This window comes from Candidatus Krumholzibacteriota bacterium (assembly GCA_034520215.1).
Taxonomy (GTDB): Bacteria; Krumholzibacteriota; Krumholzibacteriia; order Krumholzibacteriales; family WJIX01; genus JAGHBT01.
This window is the reverse complement of the sequence record JAXHNR010000002.1, coordinates 941212-965224: the sequence shown is the minus strand read 5'-3', so window position 1 is coordinate 965224 and position 24013 is coordinate 941212. Positions and strand designations below refer to the sequence as shown.

Annotated in this window: 15 protein-coding genes and 1 riboswitch; of the genes, 7 read left to right on the top strand and 8 right to left on the bottom strand. The window is 49.3% G+C overall.

Going from position 1 to position 24013, the window contains the following annotated elements; all coding sequences use genetic code 11:
* The first annotated feature begins 2 nt into the window (after window positions 1-2).
* Window positions 3-1877, top strand: a complete 1875-nt coding sequence (gene cysC, locus U5O15_10785; protein ID MDZ7861125.1) for an adenylyl-sulfate kinase — start codon at window positions 3-5, stop codon at window positions 1875-1877.
* A gap of 124 nt (window positions 1878-2001) precedes the next feature.
* Here the strand turns inward: cysC and U5O15_10780 are convergent, their stop codons facing one another.
* The 6 genes from U5O15_10780 to tyrS form a co-directional block, all read right to left on the bottom strand.
* Entirely contained in the window at window positions 2002-2190 is a 189-nt protein-coding gene (locus tag U5O15_10780) for a hypothetical protein (protein MDZ7861124.1), read from the bottom strand.
* A gap of 118 nt (window positions 2191-2308) precedes the next feature.
* Window positions 2309-3496, bottom strand: a complete 1188-nt coding sequence (locus tag U5O15_10775; GenBank protein MDZ7861123.1) for a hypothetical protein — start codon at window positions 3494-3496, stop codon at window positions 2309-2311.
* Window positions 3497-4031: 535 nt separating this feature from the next.
* On the bottom strand, window positions 4032-5465 hold the full coding sequence (locus tag U5O15_10770) for a M1 family aminopeptidase (protein ID MDZ7861122.1): 1434 nt from the start codon (window positions 5463-5465) through the stop codon (window positions 4032-4034).
* Window positions 5466-5641: 176 nt separating this feature from the next.
* Entirely contained in the window at window positions 5642-6619 is a 978-nt protein-coding gene (locus tag U5O15_10765; GenBank protein ID MDZ7861121.1) for a hypothetical protein, read from the bottom strand.
* Between the two features lie 69 nt (window positions 6620-6688).
* Window positions 6689-7027 (bottom strand): carboxymuconolactone decarboxylase family protein, encoded by a 339-nt coding sequence (locus tag U5O15_10760; protein ID MDZ7861120.1) that lies wholly within the window; start codon window positions 7025-7027, stop codon window positions 6689-6691.
* 104 nt (window positions 7028-7131) lie between these two features.
* A complete protein-coding gene (gene tyrS, locus U5O15_10755) occupies window positions 7132-8367 on the bottom strand; it encodes a tyrosine--tRNA ligase (GenBank protein MDZ7861119.1) in 1236 nt (411 codons plus the stop codon).
* 263 nt (window positions 8368-8630) lie between these two features.
* Here tyrS and U5O15_10750 point away from each other — a divergent pair, with 263 nt between their 5' ends.
* The 6 genes from U5O15_10750 to U5O15_10725 all read left to right on the top strand — a co-directional run bounded on the left by U5O15_10750 (window position 8631) and on the right by U5O15_10725 (window position 13483).
* Window positions 8631-10109: a C1 family peptidase gene (locus U5O15_10750; GenBank protein ID MDZ7861118.1), complete on the top strand. Its 1479-nt coding sequence runs from the start codon at window positions 8631-8633 to the stop codon at window positions 10107-10109.
* Window positions 10110-10141: 32 nt separating this feature from the next.
* Window positions 10142-10573, top strand: coding sequence for a hypothetical protein (locus U5O15_10745; GenBank protein ID MDZ7861117.1), 432 nt, complete (start codon window positions 10142-10144; stop codon window positions 10571-10573).
* A gap of 100 nt (window positions 10574-10673) precedes the next feature.
* The gene (locus U5O15_10740; GenBank protein MDZ7861116.1) at window positions 10674-11462 is read left to right on the top strand and encodes a DUF3800 domain-containing protein; all 789 of its coding nucleotides are present in this window, start codon (window positions 10674-10676) and stop codon (window positions 11460-11462) included.
* A 548-nt stretch (window positions 11463-12010) separates the two neighbouring features.
* Window positions 12011-12123, top strand: a riboswitch (cyclic di-GMP riboswitch).
* 96 nt (window positions 12124-12219) lie between these two features.
* A complete protein-coding gene (locus U5O15_10735) occupies window positions 12220-12831 on the top strand; it encodes a hypothetical protein (GenBank protein ID MDZ7861115.1) in 612 nt (203 codons plus the stop codon).
* A 114-nt stretch (window positions 12832-12945) separates the two neighbouring features.
* On the top strand, window positions 12946-13176 hold the full coding sequence (locus tag U5O15_10730) for an addiction module antitoxin (protein ID MDZ7861114.1): 231 nt from the start codon (window positions 12946-12948) through the stop codon (window positions 13174-13176).
* A complete protein-coding gene (locus tag U5O15_10725; GenBank protein ID MDZ7861113.1) occupies window positions 13163-13483 on the top strand; it encodes a type II toxin-antitoxin system PemK/MazF family toxin in 321 nt (106 codons plus the stop codon). Before U5O15_10730 ends, U5O15_10725 begins: the two co-directional genes overlap by 14 nt.
* A 171-nt stretch (window positions 13484-13654) precedes the next feature.
* Here U5O15_10725 and U5O15_10720 read toward each other — a convergent pair whose 3' ends face one another.
* Both U5O15_10720 and U5O15_10715 read right to left on the bottom strand, forming a co-directional pair.
* On the bottom strand, window positions 13655-14164 hold the full coding sequence (locus tag U5O15_10720; protein MDZ7861112.1) for a hypothetical protein: 510 nt from the start codon (window positions 14162-14164) through the stop codon (window positions 13655-13657).
* A 187-nt stretch (window positions 14165-14351) separates the two neighbouring features.
* On the bottom strand, window positions 14352-23195 hold the full coding sequence (locus U5O15_10715; GenBank protein ID MDZ7861111.1) for a glucoamylase family protein: 8844 nt from the start codon (window positions 23193-23195) through the stop codon (window positions 14352-14354).
* Between the last annotated feature and the right edge of the window lie 818 nt (window positions 23196-24013).

The window sequence follows — 24013 nt, the reverse complement described above, 5'->3', positions numbered from 1 at the left end:
TAGTGAATATTTCATCGTTACAACCACACGGCGGCGGCCTTATAAACAGGATAATTCCGGAATTAACAAGAGAGCAACTCTTAAAGCAGACTGGCGATAATGTCTACAACATAAGTGACGCCGATCTGTCAATTTTTCATCGTATAGCTGACGGGGCTCTCTCTCCCCTGGAAGGCCCGATGGACTCGGAAACATTCAACAGAGTTCTAGACGAAGAGGTGATATTAAAGAACGGCGATAAATTCGCCTGGACAATTCCGATCTCATTTCCGGTCTCGAAGAAGAAGGCGGAAAGATTTCAGGCCGGCGAGACAGTTGCCGTAAAAAAGAGTAACGATGAAATAATAGGAGTACTTGAAATTTCAGACATCTTCCCTTTCGACAAGAAGCGTTATAACAGCATTATCTACGGCACCGACAGGGACGATCATCCCGGCGCCCGTATTTTCAACGAAGACAGCAGGGAATATCTGCTTGGAGGCAGGATATGGGCATTCCCCCAGCGCTTTGACAGAAGATTCAGCCGCTATATGATTACACCCGAAGAAGCGCGGAGTCTATTCAGGGTAAGAGGCTGGGAGAGGATAGTAGCTTTTCAGACAAGAAACGCCCTGCACAGAGCTCACGAATACGCTCTCCTCTACGCGGCGGAGAAGCTGACACGCGAAGGTTACTTTACGGGAGCTGTTCTCAACCCCTTAGTCGGCGCCACAAAATCGGATGATGTGCCCGCGGATGTGCGTATGCATACGTATGAAGCGCTCCTTGAGGCGGGAGTTCTAGGAGAGGGAGACAGAGACGAGAAACTATGGAAATCCAAGGGGTATGATTTTACAGATCAGGTGATAATGATAGGACTGGATATGAAGATGTTCTACGCGGGACCCAAAGAAGCGGTCATGCATTCTATTTATCGCCAAAATTACGGATTTACCGATATTGTCATTGGCAGAAAACACGCCGACGCACCATACGACGACGGAAGCGCGATATGGGGTGATTTCGACGCTCACGAAAAATTCGATCATCTCAGCGGCCAGCTCAATATACAGCCGGTAAAGGTTGGATTCGCCGCCTATTTTGATGAGATATCGAGAGTGGGTTTGATTGGGGAATTCAAACCGAAAGGATACAGCCCGGTTTTTATATCCGGCAAAGAGGTAAGAAGAACACTTAAAAACAACGAGCCCGTGGATGAGAGAATAATGCGTAAACCGGTAGCGGATATACTCGCGGGGTTTTATTCCGCCGAGTCTGATGAAGGCGCCGGCAAACAGAAAAGCTCCAATGTCACCTGGCACGATACAGGTATAGATAAAGAAGACAGGGAGCAGAAGAATGGCCACAAGGGATTTGTTCTCTGGCTTACCGGGCTATCAGGGTGCGGCAAATCAACGATTGCCACCGCGCTTCAGAAGAAGCTGTTTGAAACGGGACATCTGGTTTATATCCTGGACGGAGACAACGTCCGTCACGGCTTAAACGGCGACCTCGGCTTTTCTCCCGAGGACCGCGGAGAAAATATCCGGCGCATAGGTGAAGTGGCGCACCTCTTCGCAGAAGCTGGAACAATTGCAATAACTTCCTTTATATCACCATACAGGGAAGGAAGAGATCGCGCCAGAAAGCTCAATGCCGATGGGGATTTTATAGAAACCTACGTCAAAGCCCCTGTTTCTGTTTGTGAAGAGCGGGATCCTAAAGGGCTGTACAAAAAAGCCAGAGAGGGGATTATAAAGGAATTTACGGGAATATCAGCTCCCTATGAAGAGCCGGAAAATCCTGAGATAGTAGTAGAAACCGATAAAATGTCAGTTGAGAATTGCGCGGATGCAATAATAAAATACCTCGAGGAAAAGGGTATGCTGAGGAAATAGAGCGCCTGATTCTGCTCGGATTAAATAGAGGTATCTCTTAATTGTTATCTGTTGTTATTAACAAATAATTCTGAGGAATGTCAAGTTTTTCAATCTCTTTCTAGCGTCATTGCCGGAATCAGAACTAACTCGCTCTCTTTATTTTCTCATCACCGCCTAAAATAATATCAGGGGCGGTGGTATGAACAAGCATTCTAAGATACTCGGAGATATCATGCCCTGTAATTTCTTTCACTTCAGCTGTGAATCTCTTTTCGTCTATCTTTGTGCCGTATTTTCCATTGTTATATATATTACTTAATATATCTATCAACTCGGTCTTTCCTTCCGCCTCTTCTTGATGTCACAACAACACCTTCCATGTTATGGGATTGGCCGCTCAGGACGGATTTATCCGCCTGTTTCGTCGCAACTCGCAAAAATCGTACCACTCAGTTATTTTCGATGAATGTCCACTCGCGGCGGCCGCCGGTCGGATTGAACGATATGCTGGCCTCGCCCAGGCCGAAAGAACGCCTGTAAGTCATTATGCTGTCAGGATTTCCTTCAACTGTAAGTCCTGATAGCGCCTGTCCGGCATCGATGTCGATCGACCATCCCTGGAAGGTGAAGTCATTGACCAGTTCGGTATAGAAGCAGTCCGCCAGCAGGCTGGAAAGCATGCAGAACATGTTGTTGTACTCGACCACGTTATTGGTCAGAAGGGACCAGGTCCTGCCGTGAGCCTCGGCGAGCCACCCGTCTGCCTGGTTCTCCAGCAGTTTCTCTAAACCGGCACGGTCGGTGAGGCTCCATGTCATATTGGGAAACCACTCGTAGAAGATTCCGTTGAGGTACCCGGCGAGCTCGGCGTCCTCTTGAGGTACCTTTCCGTTGGCGATCTGTATGAAGTCCCTGCCCAGCCTTGATCTTATGGCCGCGGCGTAGTCCTTCTGCCAGCGGAGGAAAACGGCCCGCTCGTTCTCGTCGTTGCCGATCAGGATCCCGTTTCCATCGAGATCGAGGTCTCCGATGACGTTTTCGTTATTGGGGTTCACCCACGGCTGGTACATGAAGTAGTCGTGCATCACTCCGTCGAATGCGTCTGGCCAGGCGTTGTTGTACTCCTCAAGCAGGTCGACGATGCCGTCCATGAGTTCCCTGTCCGCCCGCCCATACTCGTCTATCGGATTGAGGAATATCGAACCGGGCCAGATAGAGAATGTGTCACCGGCGGTAGTCCAGGCCCAGTTGTCCTCGACAAGCCTGTAGAAGTCGAGTGTCCAGGGAAGCGATTTCTCGAGATAAGCCGTATCTGGGTAAAGCTCGGAGACCTGCAGGACACCCAGGTATCCAAGTATCTTTATATCGGGATTGATCTCTCTCAGGCGCGCGATTATCTCTACTGCCTCTGGAGAGAAACATCTATCGATCGGAAAGATGATCAGGCCCGCCCTGGCCGCCGATGCCGTCGTCGCTTCGTCCCATTCAAAGAAATTTGTCCAGTGGGCTATCCCGCGCATCGGTTGCTGCTCGAAGGGAGAAGTCGAATCCCGCGGCTCGGCAGGTTCCGATGGAGACTCGGAGCAGGCCAGGAAGACTGCGCATGCGGCGATGAGTATGATCACGAACGAGCGCATTATGCGATACCTCTAGTGCTTAAGAAAGGAACTATACTCCACTGCCGGGCATTACTGGATGCTACAGGGAATGCCCCGTGGCCGCCGGTCTCGGCCGGCTGTCACCTTGAAGGAAAGATGCAACGACGGTGCCGAAAAAGGCTTTCCCGGTGCGATTATTGTTTTCCATCCGGTTCCGCCCGTTGTAGAATTGTACCATTCTTTCTGTAAATTGTATTTGGACTGAGAAAAGCTTGCATCTGAGCAGCTTGGAAATGCAAAAAAGACTGCAATCAAGACGTTTTCAAGTTATTCAGTAAGCTCTAACATAATTATGTTTTCGGACAGATCATGATGGTATAATTTAATATAAATTTGATTTGAAGATCAACAGGGTTAGGTGAAGAGAAGGACGCTATGGGAAAAATCTTCAATAGATTCAAAGAGTATTTCTATGAAGAGGTATCTCTTAATTGTTATCTGTTGTTATTAACAAATAATTCTGAGGAATGTCAAGTTTTTCAATCTCTTTCTAGCGTCATTGCCGGAATCAGAACTAACTCGCTCTCTTTATTTTCTCCTCACCGCCTAAAATAATATCAGGGGCGGTGGTATGAACAAGCATTCTAAGATACCCGGAGATATCATGCCCTGTAATTTCTTTCACTTCAGCTGTGAATCTCTTTTCGTCTATCTTTGTGCCGTATTTTCCATTGTTATATATATTACTTAATATATCTATCAACTCGGTCTTTCCTTCAGAAACATCAATAAGATGCCTGTCGATTGCCCTTGCCGCCATAAATCCGCCGTCGTAGAGAAAGTTGACCAGATCTTTATCTCTCATATCACTGTTACCCGAAGAAGCAATTGGTATATCCCGCAGATACGGATTCAGCTTATATCTTTCCATGATAGAATCCATCTTACGCTTATACCGCCTTTCAGAAATAATTCCCAGATCGAGTAATATTTTATATGAATAATATACGGTAACACCCTCAGTAAACCACATAAAGCTGTCTGAGACGGGGCTGAGGGCCTTTCCATTCCAGTTATGAAAAAATTCATGTGAAATAACAGACATCTCTATATCAAAGAGATCACTTTCGTCCATCCGGGGATCGAACAGAAGCAGAATGTTCTGCCCAGAATGTGTTCCGTAATAATCGAACCCCTTACTTCCCAAAACGGGGTTTCTGTCGCATATAAAGAGATACCTGCTATCGGGAGCAGAACCAAACATTCCTATTTCATAGGAGACTATATCCCTGATCAAACCTAACATTCTTTCATCCTTAAAGGCCCAGCCTCCCACGCTGGCAAACAGCACCTCTGTCCCTCCCGCAGATGCCGTCAGGTAACTGTAGTCCCCTCCCGCGTACAAAGACATTGGCATATCATCCGCCCCGGGTAGTATCACCCTCGTACCTAAACCCTTGTAAACAGATCGAACCAAATCTTCGGGAAAGAAATTAAAATCAACAATAATGCCTTCACTGACATTAGAGGCCGGAACGAGAAAAATATCCCTACCAAGAACACGAAACCTGCTTTCGTCAAAGTGTGTAATCTTGCTCCTTATTCTGGATGAAAATCGATCCTCTCTCATAGTAATAACATCATAAGACAGGGAAAAATCCCTATTCCCGTTCTTAACCGTCCATTTTCCTTCATTTGCTTCAATTGGAAGTTTCTCATCGTCTTCCGTTACGGCAGTTATGTTCAAGGGGTCGGGATAGAGGCGCCCCCCCGACTTAACAGCTTGAAATGAATAATCTTCCTCATTTGCTCCGTGAACACTCGCGGTCACATTAACAAGATCCAACCCCTTATTTTTCATAGTTACTCTGTAGCTTATAAACGGAACTGAATTATTCCTGTTATTCATCCAGCTGCACGCCGCGAAGAATGTGAGGGATATAAGGATACACGAAAGCACGATCAGAGCTGTCTTTACCGGTACTCTGTTTGGTTTCTTCTTTAACATTCTGTCTGCTCCGGGCTGTCAGTTAAAATATGACAGCAAAAGCGCCCGCGGCACTATACGCAGATACCGCCGAATATCCTTTATCAGATAAATCAGCAAAGGGTATTCCATAAATGGAATATTATGTATTTTTTTCTCTGATTATAAGTGGCGGGCCCGAGGGTTATGCTAAGAAACTAATGTTTAATACAGAAAGTGAATATAACCCCCTGAGGATACTCTTCGCCGGACGCGCTGTCATTTTCAACTTTCGAAAAAACAATAAAATAGTCAACGTCCAGCTGAAACTGAAAATCGTATGTCCTGAAAGCGGCGAGACCAACTCCTCCGCAAAGAGAAAGCCCGGTGCCTGATCCTGTATCGTCCAAGAATATGCCGTTTTTCTCTATCTTTGCCCTGTTATACTGAATCCCTATTCCTCCGCTTATAAACGGGCTGAAATCACCGCGGCTCAGATATCTCCCTATCTTTGTTTCAAGAATGGTCAAATTAAGAGAGCTGTTATCCCCCCATTTAATCCCTCCTCTGCCTGAGAGAAAATAGTCTTTCATGTCGTGCTGGACAACAAAATCAATTGCGGTCATCCGGTCCGTCTTACCGAACGAATCGGCAGACGGCCACATAAATCCAGCTCTAAGCCCCTTACTCGTAAAAGACTTCCTTCTTCTGTCGGGCCTGGATTCAGATTCTGTAACCAGCCCGAGCTCAGCTGTTTCATCCATCTCCCTGCCACTGGAAATACTCTTCGCGAGACGTTTCAGAACAACATCGAGGTCTTCTTGAGTTTCCGAAACAGCTTCCACCGTTATATCGACTTCTCGGGCTCTAACATCAACGAGTTGAACATCAACGATATATTTACCGCCCAGCCTCGTAAGTTTCCCCGTAACGGCTTTGGGGAAACCGGCTTCCGCCGCGTAATCGACAGCACAGGAAAGATCGTAACATTCCACATTTCCCACAACATTTACAGCTGAAGAGACAAAATATTTCCCCTCACGCGTAAGAGCGCTTCCGAATATCTGTTCTGCCGCGTCTATAAGTTCCTCATCCACGCCGGTTCCCTTAAATCTAAAGAGAAGTGTTTCTTCGGCGGCTCTAAGAGTGCCGGTAAAGATAAATATAATAGACAGAAGAATTATCGTCTTTTTCATGATATTACCCCCCTCGCGGAGAAAAAAAAGATTCCAGGGCCCGCAGGCCATCGGCACTTCACCTTGCTCTCAAAGCGACTCTAGTTTTTCAGCCGCTTTCCTCAAATGAGGGATCACAATCGAACCGCCAACAATTAAAGCTACATTAAAGGCCTCGTAAATCTGTTCTTTTGTGGCTCCCGCTTCGTGTACTTTCTTCAAGTGATAGCTGACGCAGTCATCACATCTTAAGACCATGGAAGCTACAAGCCCCATAAGTTCTTTCGTCTGTTCATCAAGCGCCCCTCCGTGATAAGCCTGATCATCAAGCGCGAAAAATCTCTTTATACCAAGATGCTCGTTTGAGAAAATTAGTTCATTCTGCATTTCCCTTTCCTCAAAAAAATTCTTTTCCCATTTCTTTGCCATAACAAAAGCACCAGCCTTTCAACAGCTTACAGTAAAAATTAAATCATAAAAAATCCATAATCCGTTCCAACTAACATATGCTAACACCTCTTGAAGCTCAATACCTAGTTATCATTTCCAGGTACAACTCTCAAATACTTCTTCTTGCCGGCGCGAAGAAGCAGAGCGCCGTCTTTTATGTCATCCAGTGTAATCTTACGGTCAAAAGCTTCGATCCTTTCATCATTCAAATAAGCTCCACCCTGCTTTACAAGACGCCTCGCCTCACCCCTCGATTTTACTATTCCGGAATCAGCAAAAAGGATAAAAGCGGAGACACCCTCTTTCAGAACTTCTTTTCCAATCGTACAGGTCGGAACTGAGTCAGCGCCGCCGCCCTTTTTACCGGAAAAGAGAGCCCTGGCGGTTTCTCTGGCTTTTTGCGCTTCCAGCTCGCCGTGAAGTATCCTGGTGGTTTCAAAAGCGAGTTTTTCCTTGGCCTCTCTGATATCGGCCCCTTCAAGAGACCCTAGTTTTCTTACCCGGTCCATTGGAAGAAATGTAAAGAGAGCCAGGAACCTTTCTACATCTCTGTCATCGGTGTTTATCCAGTACTGATAATAATCATAGGGGGAGGTTTTCTCTGAATCGAGCCAGACAGCTCCCTTCTCTGTCTTTCCCATCTTCGCCCCAGAGGCAGTTTCAAGGAGCGGAAAAGTAAGCGCTTCAGCATTCCCCCTCTCCACTCTTCTTATAAGATCAGTGCCGGCGAGTATATTCCCCCACTGATCATTGCCGCCCATCTGTACACTGCAGTCGTAATTTCGATACAGATGCAGAAAATCATAAGACTGAAGCAGCATATAATTAAACTCAATAAAATTTAGTCCCGTTTCAAGACGCTGCCGGTAGCTCTCGGCGGCAAGCATTTTATTTACACTGAAATGACGGCCGATGTCCCGCAGGAAATTTATGTAATTTAACGGCCTCAGCCAATCCGCGTTGTCAAGAACAAGAGCCTTATCACTTGAAAGGTCCAGAAACTTCCCGAACTGCCATTTAAGCTTCCTCCCATTCTCGTCAATCAGCTCTGAGGAGATAATCTGACGCATCTCGCTCTTTCCGCTCGGATCCCCTATCATCGCCGTCCCTCCGCCCAGAAGAGCTATAACCCTGTGGCCGGCTCTCTGCATATGGGAAAGAGCCATTATCGGCACAAGACTCCCGCAATGAAAGCTGTCGGCAGTCGGATCGAACCCTATATAACATGTCGCGGGGCTGGAAAAGATCTTTCTAACTTCATCCTCATCGCTGCACTGCTCGATGAACCCGCGCTCTTTTAATATATCATAAATATTCATGTAGCAATTCTCCTTCACGAACGAAATTTTATATGCTTTTCTACTTAAAACATCATATATTTAGTATAATGGTAGTAGTTTATAATAAAGGCAATAACATTTTCTCATGATTGTCCAGCAAAGAAATGAGAATCCCGCGGTTAAAAGAAAGAATGATTTATGTTATAATATATTGCAGCATTGCCCCTGCCGGGAATCTCAGGGTAGAAGAATAAACTTCAAGACTACATACCCGGCAGATCTCATGAAAGGGATATGGCATTATGAAAATACAAAATATCTTTTCAGCATCGGTTTCGTTTCTTTTATTAACAGTATTTACCTTCAGCTTAAACGCGGCGGACAATACGGATCTGCAAAAAAGAATAGACGACCTGAACCGCAAGCTCGCCCAAGAGGGCAAACACTGGAGAGCCGGTATAACATCTATGAGCCGTCTCTCAGAGAGTGAGCTTAAGGGCCGACTCGGATACATCCCGACACCTCCTGAAGTAAAAAATAATATCCCTCTCTATAAGCCCTCATCCGCTTATTCGACAGATGATCCGGTCTTCGACTGGAGAGAAATGCAGGGAACAACAGCGGCCAGAGATCAAGGCAGCTGCGGATCCTGCTGGGCATTCGCCACGGTGGGTCAGCTTGAAGCGCATATAAGAATATATGCCAACTATACTGAAGACCTTTCCGAGCAGCAGGTAATCGACTGCAATTCGCGGGGGTACGGCTGCCCGGGGGGAACGCTGCCCGCCGCGTACGATCTCTTTGAAAGCTACGGAGTTGTCGCTGAAGACAGTATTGAATACTTAGAAGATGACGGATATATTTGTACTCAGGATCAATACCCCGCATTTGCTAGAATATCCGGCTACTCAAGATTAGTAAACACAATAGATAATGTTAAGCTCGCGCTGCAGTCCGGCCCGATAGCAACAGGTATGACCACACCGCCTGATTTTCAGAATTATTCAGGCGGCTGTATCGACACAGATTCAGAAAATCCTCTTAATCACGCCGTTTTGATTGTAGGCTGGGACGACACGGCCTGCGGAGGAGAAGGCGCGTGGATATGCAAGAACAGCTGGGGAACAGACTGGGGAATAGACGGATTTTTCTACATAAAATACGGATGTTGCGGAGTCGGAGAAGTAGACTCATACCAGATAGAATATAATCCCGCTGTAACTCTGACTTCACCGGGTGAATTCGGTAGAAGCTGGGCGGGCGACAATTTTAATATCAGCTGGGATACTGACGGCGAAGACCCGTATCTGGTTGATGTATTCCTTCGGAACAGAGACGATGATTCATTCGCCTATCAGATTACAGATAACGAAACTGACAGTACGGGGTCAGTAGAATCTGAATTTCCTTATCGTAATATGGAAAACGCCTATTTCCAACTGACAGCCGAAGCTGTGGGCTTAAATTTTATTGGAACCACCTGTTCGGAAACATTCAAGCTGTCTATCAAAAACATTATTATCTCCAACGCTCCCAACCCGTTTACTGAAAGCACAACCATTTCATACTCCATTTCAGAGGCATCCAGGGTTGTTATAGAAATATTTACCCCTCGCGGCGGGCTCGTAAAAAGAACCATAAGTTATAACACTCCGGATAAATATGATTTTACCTGGGATGGAAAGAATGATTCAGGCCGCCATGTCGCCCCCGGCCTTTATCTCTGCAGGATTAAAACTAATAATTTTTTTGAGGTAAAAAAACTTATCTATCTGAAATAATCTTCCTGCCCGTCCGCGATAGGAGGTACAGAATGCAAAGGATTTTAAGACTCACGGTGACTTGGCTTCTGTTGGGAACGACTCTTCTGTTGGGATCTGCCTGCATCGGGCCCGACGAAGAGTATCGGGACTACATCTCCACAGTTAGTACTGTCCTCCTTCCAGACAGCACCCAGGCCGGCAGCGACATTCCTCTCACGATAGAGACCACCGCCCCAAATGGGTGCTGGGAGAAAGGACACGATGACGTCCAGATCGTCGAGAGCGGGTACCTGGTCATCCCGTATGACCGGCTGGATACCGCATCTGTAGTCTGTCTCACTGTCTTAATGGGATTCACCCACACCGTTTCGCTTAGTACTTCTGAGCCGGGAGTCCATGAGATTGCGATCCGACACCGTCTCAGGAGCTCGACGGGAGTGGACTCAATCGCCACAATCACTAGAGAGGTAGTGGTCTACTGAGAATTGTGGACGAACAGCCCAACAGGCGTATGAACCTGTCAGTCGGCTTCGCCGCCTGCAGGTTATACGCAGTACGTTAGATTGATTAAAGAGGTAAATTTTGCATATCGCATACTACGATGAGTCAGGCGACGATGGATACCCGGATTATTCATCCAATCTTTTTATCCTTTCATCTTTATACCTTCATTATTCCCATTGGAATGAAGAATACCAACGAATTTATTCTTTTCGAAAAGAGCTGAAAGAGAAATATTCGATTCCGGTAAAACAAGAGATTCATTGCAAGCAATTAATATTAAATAAGAATCCATTTCGAGACTATGGTCTACCGAATGAAGAAAGAATAGAAATCATCGATGCATGTTGTGAATTTATTGGTGGTTTGAATGCGAAAATTGTAAATGTAGTGATTGTTAAACCTAAAATTAAGATTAACGATTATGACATCCTTGATACAGCTCTGAAATACTCTGTTCAGAGGATTGAAAATGATCTTGATCCTCAAAAGAATCCAGACAGCAAATTTATGATTATCACAGATCCTGGCAGAGTTGGAAAAATGAAAAAAACTACAAGAAGGATACAGAGAATAAACTATATTCCGTCCAAGCTAAGTCCAACTCCTATCAGACGTGATATTCAATCCCTTATAGAAGATCCACTTCAAAAGGATTCAAAAGAGTCATACTTCATACAACTTGCAGATATTGTAACATATATTGTCTATCTATATTCCATTTCTAAGAGCAGAGAAAAGAAGTATCCCAATAGGCTACCCAAAGAAATTGATGGAAATACAATTATCGATTGGATGAATCTCTTAAAACCTAGTTTAAATACAGATGCATCAAGGAAGGACGAATTTGGAGTTAAATTTCACCCTTAAATACAAAAGGCGACCTGTTGGTCACCTTTTGTTCACCACCTACGATGCATTCGCACTTTCAGTGGTTCAAAAGGAAGTATATTGATGTTATAAAGTTTGTCAATAGGTAAATTCAGATTTTTGTGGAGCTTTATGGTATTTCTATAACATGAATAGACAATCTAACCATCATATCTGGACTCCTCTGTCAATAATTTGTTTAATTTAATGAACTGAACGGATCTGACTGCAAACGTATCTTCGGCCTCACTTAGTGGAGATTCTATTTTTCTCCAGGCCATGATGTAGAATGCGCGCACCGAGCCAATCGCTTTGCACGACCTCAAGGGGTCAGCAGAGTTATCGGCTTAACCCTGCGCCGGTACAGACCGGTCAGTCATCGATCATGCAACATCTTTTCTGTAAATTCTATCAACCGACCGTTCGTTTCCCATGTTTAAATACCTTCTGCTCGTGCATTTCTATAATATTCATAATGTTCATTTAAACCTTCAAGATGCTGCATGATCATACTTTTTGTTTGACAAAATAATTTAAAAGGAATGGAATAAAGCTAGTGAGGCTTTGAATTGTAATCAAAATTTGGGCGCTTTTCTTTCTTTCTTGCTTATTAAAGAAAGTATTGGTTACAAAGAGCAAGTAGCGCAACCGACACATCATAATTTGAATTATTATTGAAAGCCTCACTTTTGGAGACTTTTTTATAAATTAGTTCTTTAAAAGTTCATTTTTTCACCCTTGAGAAAAAGAGTTTGTTATGAAGTTCAGTCGTGTTTTAATACTGGTTTTAGTTATAGTTATAGTTGATACAGTTTCTGCGGAGGCTCTTTCCTGGCCTTGGGAATGGTTTAAGGGTAAAGAGAAAGATAATCGGCCTTTATATGTAGATGATTCTGGTTGGGAGATAAGAAGTGCTTTACCTGGCACAAGAATTGTGGAGAAATATGAAAGAGTCAAAAGTATGGGGCTTCTTTCTAGAATTCCAGATAGTCGAATACCAGAACATCAAAAATATATATCTTTTTCTGGCGCCGACAATTTCTATGGATTTTCATTAATTATTCCATCGAGTATAGTAACTTACTGGAATAAAAGTTGTGCTGTCATACTAGAATACACTTGTGATGGTGATACGCTTCAAGCTAGAAGCTATGAATATTTCTTTGCTGTTAGGTCGCCTAATAAATTGATATTTGGGTTGGATTTGGAAAATTATTTTTATATTCCTAATCCTTCTCTTGATCTTTGGAAAACAAGCAAGGGAAATCCAATACTTTTTGCTGGATTTGATTTTAAAGGAAATGAACCGGAAAGGTTGTTAAAATGTTTACCGGTGAATGTTCGCTCAAATTCAAAGGAGCTTCCTTAGCGCAGGAAGGGGGTCATGATCTCTCTTCCTATTCCCGAACTCCATTGTTCCCACTCATTGACATCCCAATCTGCACGTGTTATAATACGTGTATATTAAAGGAGGTGCTTCCAAATGCGAAAGAAGCTTACAGTGACCATAGACGAAGAGGTCTACGAAGGTCTGCGTACAGTCATCGGGCCACGAAAAATAAGTCGTTTTATTGAAGAACTGGTACGGCCTCATGTTTTAAAAAAAAATATGTACTCCGCTTATAAAGAGATGGCTGCTGATCAAATAAGGGAATCTGAAGCTCTTGAGTGGGCTGAAGGCACAATGGGAGATTTTGGCGATGAAGAGAGGTGAAGTATGGTGGATTAATTTCGAACCTTCCATCGGAGGCGAAATCCGCAAACAGAGGCCAGCCGTCATTGTAAGCAATGATGCCGCCAATCATTATCTTAACAGAGTTCAAGTTGTACCTTTAACGAGCAGTGTCGACAAACTTTACCCAAGTGAAGCCTATGTGACGTTCCGAGGTAAAAAAACCAAGGCGATGGCAGACCAGCTCACTACGGTAAGCAAGCAACGTTTAATCAATTCAGCCGGATCGGTCTCTTCTATTGAGATGGAAAGTATTGGCAAAGCGATTACTACTCAACTCGACCTATAAGGCAGAACCAGCCAGTCCACCGGACGGCAAAAAGCCGCCGCCGCTGAACCGGAGCTTAGGATTAAGAATCATCGTAGCTTAACAATCATTTCATTTCAATATTTTTAATATTTAAAAGGAGTCAGATCGGCCAAGCTTCTTTAAAGCGCATCAAGGACCGTTCAAATTGCTCTAAAAGCTTTTACTGATTTGAAGTCCAAATCCCGCACTGCCCTTATCGTCTGGGAAGATAATTGGGTCAACAACTAATCCTGTCTCTGTGTTCCTGTCATAGCTCAATGAACGGTGAAAACTCTTTATTCCTGCAATGGTGGTGATAGTCCCAACAATAGATACAGGAATTCCCAAAAGACGGTGTCCATGATCTTCAGTTAAAGGATCTTCATCCTCATCAAGGGTGGAAAGCAAATAAATCCCGCCAATAGTGACAGGAATACCCAGTAACACTCCGGCCGAACCCCAAAAATAGCTGCCATCTCCTTCTATCTGATGTGCATTTACTACACTTACGATTACACATGGAACTGTAGAAAACACAATAGAACCAGTTATAATAGCATCACCAATACCCTCAAGTCCTTGATTATAACTCGCAAATGCGGTATTTGGGCTCCATATACAAAAAGTTCCAAAAGTCACGATACATATAGCAATTATTATTTTAAGCCTATTTCCCCGCATATCTAAACATCTCCTCTCAATTTCACAATTATAAACTGTGGCCTTCCCCCATTTACTCAGCCACGTTCAAGGTTAATCTTTTTTCTTTAAGATGTCTAGTAGCAACCAGACTTGGGGGCATACCCCCAAGTGAACTATGTGGTCTGAATGTGTTATATTCGCACCTCTGATGCTCGGACCGGGCATCTCAGGTCGTTTCGTGCGTTTTCCCCATGCGTACGAGGATCCGGTGTTTTATCAGATCCCGGCTCAGCGGAATAACGCCATCCGGCATAAGCCGGCCATCCATCTCCACCCGTGACACGCCTCGCTCGCAACCTTCCGGGTTCTCTACCTGAATTTCATATACACCCTCGCCGTGACGATATCTCATCTGGAAACCCTTCCACCTTCCGGGTATAACAGGATCTATTCGCATACGATCTCCTCGTACCTTCAAGCCCAGGATCTCTTCAACCCAGGCCCGGTACATCAACGCCGCCGAACCCGTATACCAGGACCACCCGCCGTAACCTATCCGCCCGGGCAATCTGTACACATCGGCTGCGACAACGTAAGGCTCGACACTGTAGCGCCAGACCGTTTCAGGATCTCGCGCGCGCTCAATCGGGTTGAGCATGTGCAGAATTTTCGTCGCACGCGTGCCATCCCCCCGGCGTGCCATAGCCATGGCGAGCCACAGGGCGGCGTGGGTGTACTGGCCTCCGTTCTCACGAACTCCCGGAGGGTACCCCTTGATGTATCCGGGCGAAGAACCCGATTTGTCGAAGGGAGGGGCGAGGAGCAATACCAGGCCTTCGTCCTCGCGAACAAGATGTTTCCACGCCGATTCCAGGGCTGCATCAGCGCGTTCCGCGTCGGCGGCACCGCTCAGCCACGCCCAGGATTGAGGCAGGGAATCTATCTTCGCCTCATCATTCGCCGATGAACCAAGGGGCGTGCCATCGTCGAAAATCGCCCGGAGATACCATTCCCCGTCCCATGCCGCTCGTTCTGCGCGGTGAATCAGGGTCCTCCTGTACTTCCTATAGGTCCGGCTCAGATCCGTCCGATCGAGCAGGTCAGACAGCTCGGCCATACCCTGGAGCACATCCGCGATGAACCACGCCAGCCAAACGCTCTCCCCTCTGCCCCCGGCACCCACAAGGTTCATTCCGTCATTCCAGTCCCCCGTTCCCATCAGGGGCAACCCGTTGGTCCCGGCGGTAAGACCTCGTGCGACCGCACGCCGGCAGTGTTCGAACAGCGTGACTCGTTCGGGCGAAGCCTCCGGTGTTGATAAAGCCTCGAGCTGACCGTCTTCCAGCGCGGGAGCGTTGAGTAATGGGACCTCCATGTGCAGGATGTCCGCATCGCCGGTGGTCCGGATGTAGTGGGCGGTAACGTAGGGCAGCCACAGAAGGTCGTCGGAAATACGCGACCGGATACCCTCGCCGACCGGCGGGTGCCACCAGTGCTGTACATCGCCTTCCTCGAACTGACGGCTTGCTGCAAGAAGGATATGCTCTCGCGCCAGCCCGGGATACGCTAGTGTGAAGGCCATAACATCCTGCAATTGATCCCGGAAGCCGAATGCACCGCTGGACTGGTAAAAGGCGGAACGCCCCCAGATCCGGCAGCTGAGGCTTTGGTACAAGAGCCAGCGGTTGATCAGGAAGTCCGCCGCGAGCTCGGGTGTGTGCACTTCAATCGTTCCCAGCAAGTCGTCCCACCATGTTCTCGTTCTGGTCAACGCGTTTTCGAACGCCGGAATTTCCCGGTATGTTTGGATCAGTGTCCGGGCCTCGTCCACCGATCCGGCCTGTCCCAGTATGCATATTGTCTCGGAGCTCTCGCCGGGAGCCAGGTCGACGGTGATTTGCAGCGCTGAGCAGGGATCTAATCCAGCTCCTATCCGTTTCGAAAGACTGGTTCGCTCCATCGCCGCTGGTTTATCCATCGGGCGATTGCGCCCCATGAAGGAGGTGCGGTCGCCGGTGTACGACTCCGCCGGAGGGCTAACAGCCGCGAAAGCCACCCGATCCCCAAAGTCCGGGTGGTAACGATTTCGGGCGAACAGAGACTGGACTTCGTCATCCCAGGATGTCGTGACATGCATCTGGGATGATTCACGGTGCTCACCCAGGGTCCATTCAACATAATACGTGATCGACAGTTTGCGCTCCCGTGAGGAGTCGTTCCGTAACTGCAGCCTTTGCAGCTTGATAGGCTCGCCGCCGTTCTCGTCCACCGGAACGAAGACCGTCAGTTCCTGTTCGATCCCATGGCTGTTATGCTCGAATACGGTGTACCCCGCTCCATGCCTTGCCCGGTAGGCGGTTTCTTCAACGATCGGTGACGAAGTCGGCGTCCAGTAGATGCCGGTTTCCTCATCCCGGATATACAATGCCTCCGAGGGCGGGTCCATCACGGGATCGTTCGACCAGTGCGTCAGGCGATTGCGCTGGCTGTTTCCATACCAGGTAAACCCGGCCCCAGTTTCGCTGATCAATGTTCCGAATGTCGGATTGGCGATGACGTTGACCCAGGGCGCGGGCGTGTGGATACCGGGGCCGAGATAGATCACGTATTCGCGCCCGTCAGGGGTAAATCCGCCAAGGCTGTTGAAATAGGGTAACTCCATGAAAGGGAGCGAAGCCGAAGGGTCCCGGGGCGCGCGTTTCCTGACAATGGGTTCCGGCAGATCGGGCGCTTCCGTGGACACACCCAATTGCTGGGGCAAAGTTCCGCGGGCCGCCACCAGAACCACATCCGCCGCGGCTCTGAGCAGCATAAGGTCTTCCTCCGGTATAATATCCGCGCTGCGCAAATAGACTCCCCCCGGACGATCAACACCGGCATGCATCGAATGCGCCTGGATCAGGTTCTCGATTCGTTCACGCAGCGGCTGCTCATAGCCGCTCGCCTCTTCGTTGAGGATCACCAGGTCAGCAGTCAACCCGTGCATTCGCCAATAGGCGTGCGCCTGGAATAGTTGACGGACCAGGTTGATATCCCGTGCCTGACCTATAACGATCAGGACGATCGGCAGATCACCCGAGATTCCGTAAGGCCACAGGCCGGCTTGGCCCTTGCAATTCTTGTCAATGCATTCGGCGGGAGAACGCATAAGAGGGTTGGGGAACAACAAGTGGCTGGCCAACTGCTGGAACCGGCGGGCTTCGTCCGGTTGGATGCGAAGCAAACGCAGCTCGAGCTGGGCGGAGGCCCAGGCGATATCCATCGCCCGATCGATCGTATTGATATCGCTGTATTTACTCATTAGCTGCAAGACCTGCTGGCGTGTTTCGCCGGCGGCTAGAACAAGGGAAATTTCGACTCGCTTGCCTGGATCTATAGTCACGCTGCGCCTCAGGCTGAGGATCGGATCCAGGACAAACCCCTCGCTGTTGCCGGGTTCCTGGGAGACACCCATAGGGTTCGCGAGTGTCCGTCCCCTCCCGATGAACGGGCGCCGGTCCGTCTCGAACCGCATGGTTTTATCCCCGGCGTTTTTCAGAGTAAGGCGGTGCGCAATATAGATGGGCGGATCATTCTCCCCCCGGGGCCGGCGGTACGCGAGGAGTGCTTCATGTTCGGGAACCGCCTCGGTCTGAATGAACAGCTTATTGAAGGCCGGATGCTGCCGGTCCGCGTTGTGAGGCGCCATCGAGAGTTCAACATAGCTAGTTAGATCCAGGTGGCGGGTATGAATCGACCGGTTGAATAGAGTGATCCGCCTGATCTCCACGTCGTCTTCCGGCGAGACGATGATTTCCGTTTCGGTTTGAATGTCGTTATCGTCGCGCCGGAAGACGGCCCTGTCGAGCGCGAATTTGACTGAATATGCATCGGCCTTGCCGCCGGTCGGGTGATATGTATTGGACCATAATCGATTCGAATCGGCTTCATATATGTAGCAAAAGGTTCCCCATGGATCCCTGGTGCGATCTGACCGCCAACGGGTAATCTCGAAGTCGTTCCACCGGCTGTATCCACCGCCGGCGTTTGTGAGCATCAAACTATAACGGCCGTTGCAAAGCAATTGTGTTTTGGGCGTGGCGGTATGGGGCGTGTCGAATTTACTTGTTGATGGTGCCACCCCGCCTACGCTCATCACCGACGGCATTCTCTCCCTTGTGGGGATGTGGTGCAGTGGAGGAAGGCTGGGGATGCGTTCATGTAGCAGCGGCTCTACCGCGCGTACGCGCGGGTCGGCATGGAAACGGCGCTGGACGGGGTTGCCGTGAATGAAGTTGTTCAGCGACAAGAAACCCATGCCCTGATGATGGGCCATGTAAGTCCGCACAATCACTCCGCGCTCGCCGTCTCGGCGAGGTTGTCGGCCAAAGTCCATTGCTTCATAATAGCCGTGATCGCTTAAAAGCCCCAATTTGGTCAGTCGTTTTAGATTCTGTACGGCCTCTCCCGGCGCTATGTTCATCGACAGAAGGGTGGCATAGGGCGCTACGACGACCTCTTCCCGGATATCACGCTTTAAACCGAGCCCCGGTACGCCCAAGGCCTTGTACTGGTAAGTCTTATTGACGTCCAAATCTCCAAAAGCGGATTCCGAGATTCCCCACGGTATGCGGCGTTTGCGGCCGTACTCGATGTGGATCGCCACGGCTTCTCTGATCGCGTTATCCAGGAGGGAGTTCCCGTAAGAGCGTTGAAAGATCACCGGCATCAGATATTCAAATATGCTCCCCGCCCAGCTGAGCAGCACTCGGTGCCGGCCGATCGAGCCGTAGGGCCGACTCATGGAGAACCAATGTTCAATTGGGACGTCCCCCCGGGCGATAGCGATGAAACTTCCAAGTCGCGCCTCGCTCGCGAGAAGATCGTAGTAGGAGGTGTCCAGTCGACCTTCAGAGACGTTGTAGCCGATCGAAAAAAGCCGCCGCTCGGTGTCATACAAAAAGCGCACGTTGATCGATTCGGATAACTCGCGGGTGTCCTGGATAAGCTTCCTGCCTGACGCCAGCATTTCGCTGGCCAGCCATTTCGATTTTACGAAAGCCTGCATGAGGCGGTCGATCCATTCGAAGAGTGGATCTGCGTCTGCGGGAGCATCCTCCCGGGTTGAGCGGAGCAACTGAATGCACGCGATGTTTCCGTTGGCGAGATCGAGAAGCGAAGGTGCGTGACGCAGGTTCCCGCGGTACGCTGACAGGACATCCTGGCCCAGCCTGACGATTTCCTCTTCCGTCTTTTCATCGAGGATTTCAATCCATTCGAGGTAGCGATCCGCGATCCCGAGCCAGGCCGATGCCTGATTTTGCATCTGCCTCGCCCAGTATGTCGTACCCGTTTCTGCGCCGGTGGTCTCGCGTATCTCGTCGGCCAGAGCCCGTACACCGCCTTCCACCCGATGCAACAGGCTAATGGCGTCGGTGATCCGCTCCGGCGGGGTTTTCAGCGTATTCATCAGCTCGTCGAGGCCATGGGCTTGTAACCCAGAAACGCCTTCTTCCTCGATGGCCTGTTTCAGGATTCCCCAGGTGTCCCACAGGCCTTCAAAGGTGTTCACATCCAGAACGGGCGTCTGTATAAGCTCTTCGAGTCCTTGCTCCAGAGCCCACAAGCAGCCAAGGAGGTTTCCGCTGTCCACCATAGACACGTAGCGGGGCTCTAGAGGGGCCAGGGTTTCTATATCGTACCAATTCAGCAGGTGGCCCTCATAGCGCTCCAGTTTGCCGACCGTCTCCGCAGTACGCGCCAAATCTTCGATGACCCGGTCCACCGTCAGGTATCCGAAATCATGCGCGCCGATCGCGCTGAGCATCCAGAGGCCGATATTGGTCGGACTGGTACGCATTGACAGTTGATTCTTATGGGAGACCTGGTAATTATCGGGTGGCAGCCACGAGGTATCATCAGTAACAAATTCCGAGAAATAGCTCCAGGTTTGCCGGGCAACTCTCCTCAGGAATAGAAGGTCCTTTTCAGGAAGGCGGGTTTGCCTGGGCTTAGCGAACGGTCGAATGATCAAGAGCCAACCGACCAGAGGAGATACAAACCACAACAATAGCCAGGGGCCCGCTACTGGAAGGCCTGATGGCGCCCATCGCCGCATCACCCATACCGCTATCCCGCTAAAGACGCTCGCCAGACCCAGTGAAATGACGAATTTTCGCACTTTCCCGGGAGCGTTCCAATTCATTGCCTGGGCGGAGGTCCACTCGAGCAATCCCCGATGTGAAATGAGGCGGCGATACCATACCCGCAATATGGCATCCAAAGCAAGCCAGGCCTGGTGTGGAAGCAGAGCGGCCTCGACTATCGCCCGCAGAAGATCGTGTGATACTTTTGAGAACGAAAAGCCCTTCAGCCGTCGACCGGTGGTTGCCCATGTGAAAGGTTGCACCAAAGGGTGAAAGAGCAGCTGCATTGCTACCACACAGGTAGATACCAACACCATCCTGGAGGAGATCAGGCAAGAGGCTGCGAGCAAGCCCAGGCTGGTTGAAGGGACAAGGCTTCGGCGCAGGTTATCGAAGATCTTCCATCGGTCGAACCAGGAAAGCGGATTTTGCCCCCGCCGCCCAGCAGCTTGCGGAACACGCGGCAAGATCCACTCCGCGATTTGCCAATCGCCGCGGATCCATCGATGCTGCCGGCCAGTGTAGCTCAAGTAATCCTGCGGAAATTCATCATAAAGCTCGATATCGCTTGCAAGGCCCACTCGAACGTGAGCGCCTTCGATCAAATCATGGCTCAGCAAGCGTTCTTCAGGAAACCGTCCTGAAAGCACCCGGCTGAAGGCGCGCACATCGTAGATGCCTTTGCCATGGTAAGAACCCTCACCGGTGAGATCCTGATTGACGTCGGAAACAGCTCTCGTATAAGGATCGATTCCGACCGGGTCCGAGAAGAGCCGGCTGAAAAGCGATGCGTTCGTGCTCGGCAGCGAGGGGCTCACGCGCGGTTGGATGATGGCATAGGAGCCGGTTTTGATAGCGCCTTCGGTATCAAAGCGCGGTTGGTTGAGAGGATGTGCCAGGGTTTCGATCATCCTGCGGGCGGTGCCGTGAGGCAGTTGTGTGTCGCTGTCCAGCGTGATGATGAACCGTACGTCGGACAGACGGTCCGGATCGCCCACGTATACCAAACGACCGGCATCCTCAGGCCGCTTTCCATCAATCAGGCGATTGAGTTCTTCCAGTTTTCCGCGTTTGCGCTCCCAGCCTATGAATTTATGCTCGGATTCACTCCATCTTCTCTCACGATGGAAAAGGAAAAAACGCTCATTACCGTACCGATGATTGAGGGCCTCAATGCCTTCCGTCACCGTTCGGAGCAGAAGTTCGTCCTCCTCATCGTGTTCCTGATCAGAATCCACATAATCCGAGTAGAGGCCGAAGAGCAGGTTGGACTCTTTATTGGCTAGATATCTGATTTCAAGATTGTCCACCGCGGTCCGTATCGAATCCGTATTCACCAGCATCATGGGTACGACGACGAGCGTACGGAATTCATCGGGGATCCCAGAATCCTCGAAATCCATCTTTGGAAGGGAACGCGGCGGAAGCAGCCGCGTGATGATGTAATTTACAATCTGGAGCGAGAGCTGGCTGACAGGGATCAGCAAGAGGAGAACAATCAAAAGCAGGCCGGCTGGTGTTTGCCCGGGCATGCCGAGCATGACGAGCAACGTGATGAATGCGGCGGAGAAAAAACCAAGCGCTAAGAAGTACGCTACGGAATGGCGGCGGTAGATCCAATTCAGGGCGCGGAAGCGTTTAGTCTCACGGCATCGTACGAGACGCGCCAGTTCTTCTCTTCCTTCACCGATAAGATACATTCCGACATGGGTCCATCGTTCATCCTCTGCCGTTTCAGGGGTGGCGCGTGTCGCCATCTCGATGGCTTGCCGCGCAACCTGGTCCTCCGTCTGACCTGACCCGCGGGCGAGTTCTTCAATCATACGGCGATACCGGTCTCGCGTGTCGAAATCCATCCGGGGATAGATTCCCGAAGGATCGAGGAGAAGCAGCCGTTCCACCCGGCTGAGCTTCTCGAATATTTTTCTCCAATCCAGAAGGGCGAGTTGCCGCAAGCTGGTCAGCGCATTCCCGATCGATATCTGGTTTTTCATCTGATGGTTTTGCTCGCGCGGGGTTAGATCGCTCAGAGATTTCCGGAACGTGCGCTCTATCCATCCCTGGACCGGCACTAGGGCGGCTTCTTGGTCGTAGAGATTCTCTATCAGTTGAGAAGCGAAATAGGAACTCGGGGTCGGATGCATTTTGGCGAGTTCCGCAAGGGTCGAAAAGAGCTGACTGGGATCTCGCCGGCTGGTTGTAATCAGTCTGTTCGCCCAGAATCCCGCGATTTCACGCTCTCGCAGCTCTGTTAGCGCTTTTTCCGCGAGATTAGAGATACTCTCGATCAAAGCAGTGCGCAGCATCTGGGGAACGGCCCAGAGTTCGCCGATCGACAGCGCGCCGACGGATTGATATGACTCGATAAACGCGAGAATGTTTTCCTGATCCAGACGCAGATCCGTATGGGAGACGAGATTCCTCGCCAGGCCGTAAATTCGCGGCAGGCCGCGGTAGGGTTCGTCAGCGAGTGACGGCAGCTCCCGGTAATAGCGCCGGGGAAGGTTTATCTGAATTTCACGGACGTTGCTCTCGATGATGTACTCGTTGTCCAAGAGCCATTCGGCGGTCGGTGGTGTACTCAGTCCCAGGTGACTCGCTTCAGCGAGATCCATGCATACCCGATGTATCCCTTGCCATGTATGTTCGAGCTGTTTGAGTAGTCTGAAGTCCCGGCGGACATCCGGGTTCACCCGCTGGTCCCCGGCTAGACGCTCCGCGTATTCCGCGATCTGCCCTGCAGGTAGCGGACTTACGGGTTTCTCCGCTTCTCCGGCTAGGTTCTCTCGCTTCGGGTGCAGGATGAATAATGCAGGAGAGATCTCGCCGCTCTCCCGCATTATTGCTACCGGGGAACGCATCGTTTCGATAGACGTCCGGAGCAGCAGAACGGTCTCCTCCGAAACCAGCCATCGTGCGTGATCCTCGAGCAGGCTTCTTTCCAAGCCGAACCTTGATCGCCTTATCCATGCTGCGCTGAAGAGGATTCCCGTGAATCCAGCCGCAATACTCGGAATCAGAGCAGAGAGGATTCCACTAAGAATCGGTTCCGGCCGCTGAAGACTTACCGATATGACTGCGGCGAGGGCTCCAAACAGCATAAAAGCAATGGCCGCTCCGAAAATCCTGTACCACCGGAAGGGGTCCCATGTATGTACATTCCCATCCGCGGTCTTGCTCACCAACGCAGTGCGGCGGAAACCTCTCCTACGCAACTCCTTGAGAACCGAGCGGGCTTCACCTCGTTTTGCGAAATAACCTATGAGGATACCTGTTTTCATTCTCTATCTAGCATTCTTGTATAGATACCCACGGGCAAGCCCGTGGCACTCTGCCCTGCGGGTTATTAGATAATTTCTAAAATTGTGTGATTCACCAATATTCCCGGATATTATCCAGGCATCAACATCGATCTCAGAAAGTTCGTTCACAAACTCTAAGATCTCGCCGCTTTCAAGGAAATTTATGTGTATGTCCGAAAACGACCGTCCAAATTCGATTGCGGTTTGAGCCTCCGCGTGCTTTCACCAAATTATAAGAAATTCGATTTTTTCTGTCAACGGGGGAAGTGCGGACAAGAGGGGTTTTGCGCCACATTTATGCTGTGCTTCGTCGCAATTATCCTGATTTCAGGGATGGAGAAATTTTCTTCAGCCATATTCTGGGCCCTTTTAGCGAAATTGGCTGTGGTGTGGGGGGATAAGGCCGAATCAGAGTATATTTCACCTAACTCCTCTCAGGAGGCAAAAAGGTTAACAATGAA

Bases quoted from the DNA above. Each gene is read 5' to 3' on its own strand.
- U5O15_10775 (MDZ7861123.1), bottom strand. From the start codon at position 3,496: ATGCGCTCGTTCGTGATCATACTCATCGCCGCATGCGCAGTCTTCCTG.
- U5O15_10770 (MDZ7861122.1), bottom strand. From the start codon at position 5,465: ATGTTAAAGAAGAAACCAAACAGAGTACCGGTAAAGACAGCTCTGATC.
- U5O15_10765 (MDZ7861121.1), bottom strand. From the start codon at position 6,619: ATGAAAAAGACGATAATTCTTCTGTCTATTATATTTATCTTTACCGGC.
- U5O15_10760 (MDZ7861120.1), bottom strand. From the start codon at position 7,027: ATGGCAAAGAAATGGGAAAAGAATTTTTTTGAGGAAAGGGAAATGCAG.
- tyrS (MDZ7861119.1), bottom strand. From the start codon at position 8,367: ATGAATATTTATGATATATTAAAAGAGCGCGGGTTCATCGAGCAGTGC.
- U5O15_10750 (MDZ7861118.1), top strand. From the start codon at position 8,631: ATGAAAATACAAAATATCTTTTCAGCATCGGTTTCGTTTCTTTTATTA.
- U5O15_10745 (MDZ7861117.1), top strand. From the start codon at position 10,142: ATGCAAAGGATTTTAAGACTCACGGTGACTTGGCTTCTGTTGGGAACG.
- U5O15_10735 (MDZ7861115.1), top strand. From the start codon at position 12,220: ATGAAGTTCAGTCGTGTTTTAATACTGGTTTTAGTTATAGTTATAGTT.
- U5O15_10730 (MDZ7861114.1), top strand. From the start codon at position 12,946: ATGCGAAAGAAGCTTACAGTGACCATAGACGAAGAGGTCTACGAAGGT.
- U5O15_10725 (MDZ7861113.1), top strand. From the start codon at position 13,163: ATGAAGAGAGGTGAAGTATGGTGGATTAATTTCGAACCTTCCATCGGA.
- U5O15_10720 (MDZ7861112.1), bottom strand. From the start codon at position 14,164: ATGCGGGGAAATAGGCTTAAAATAATAATTGCTATATGTATCGTGACT.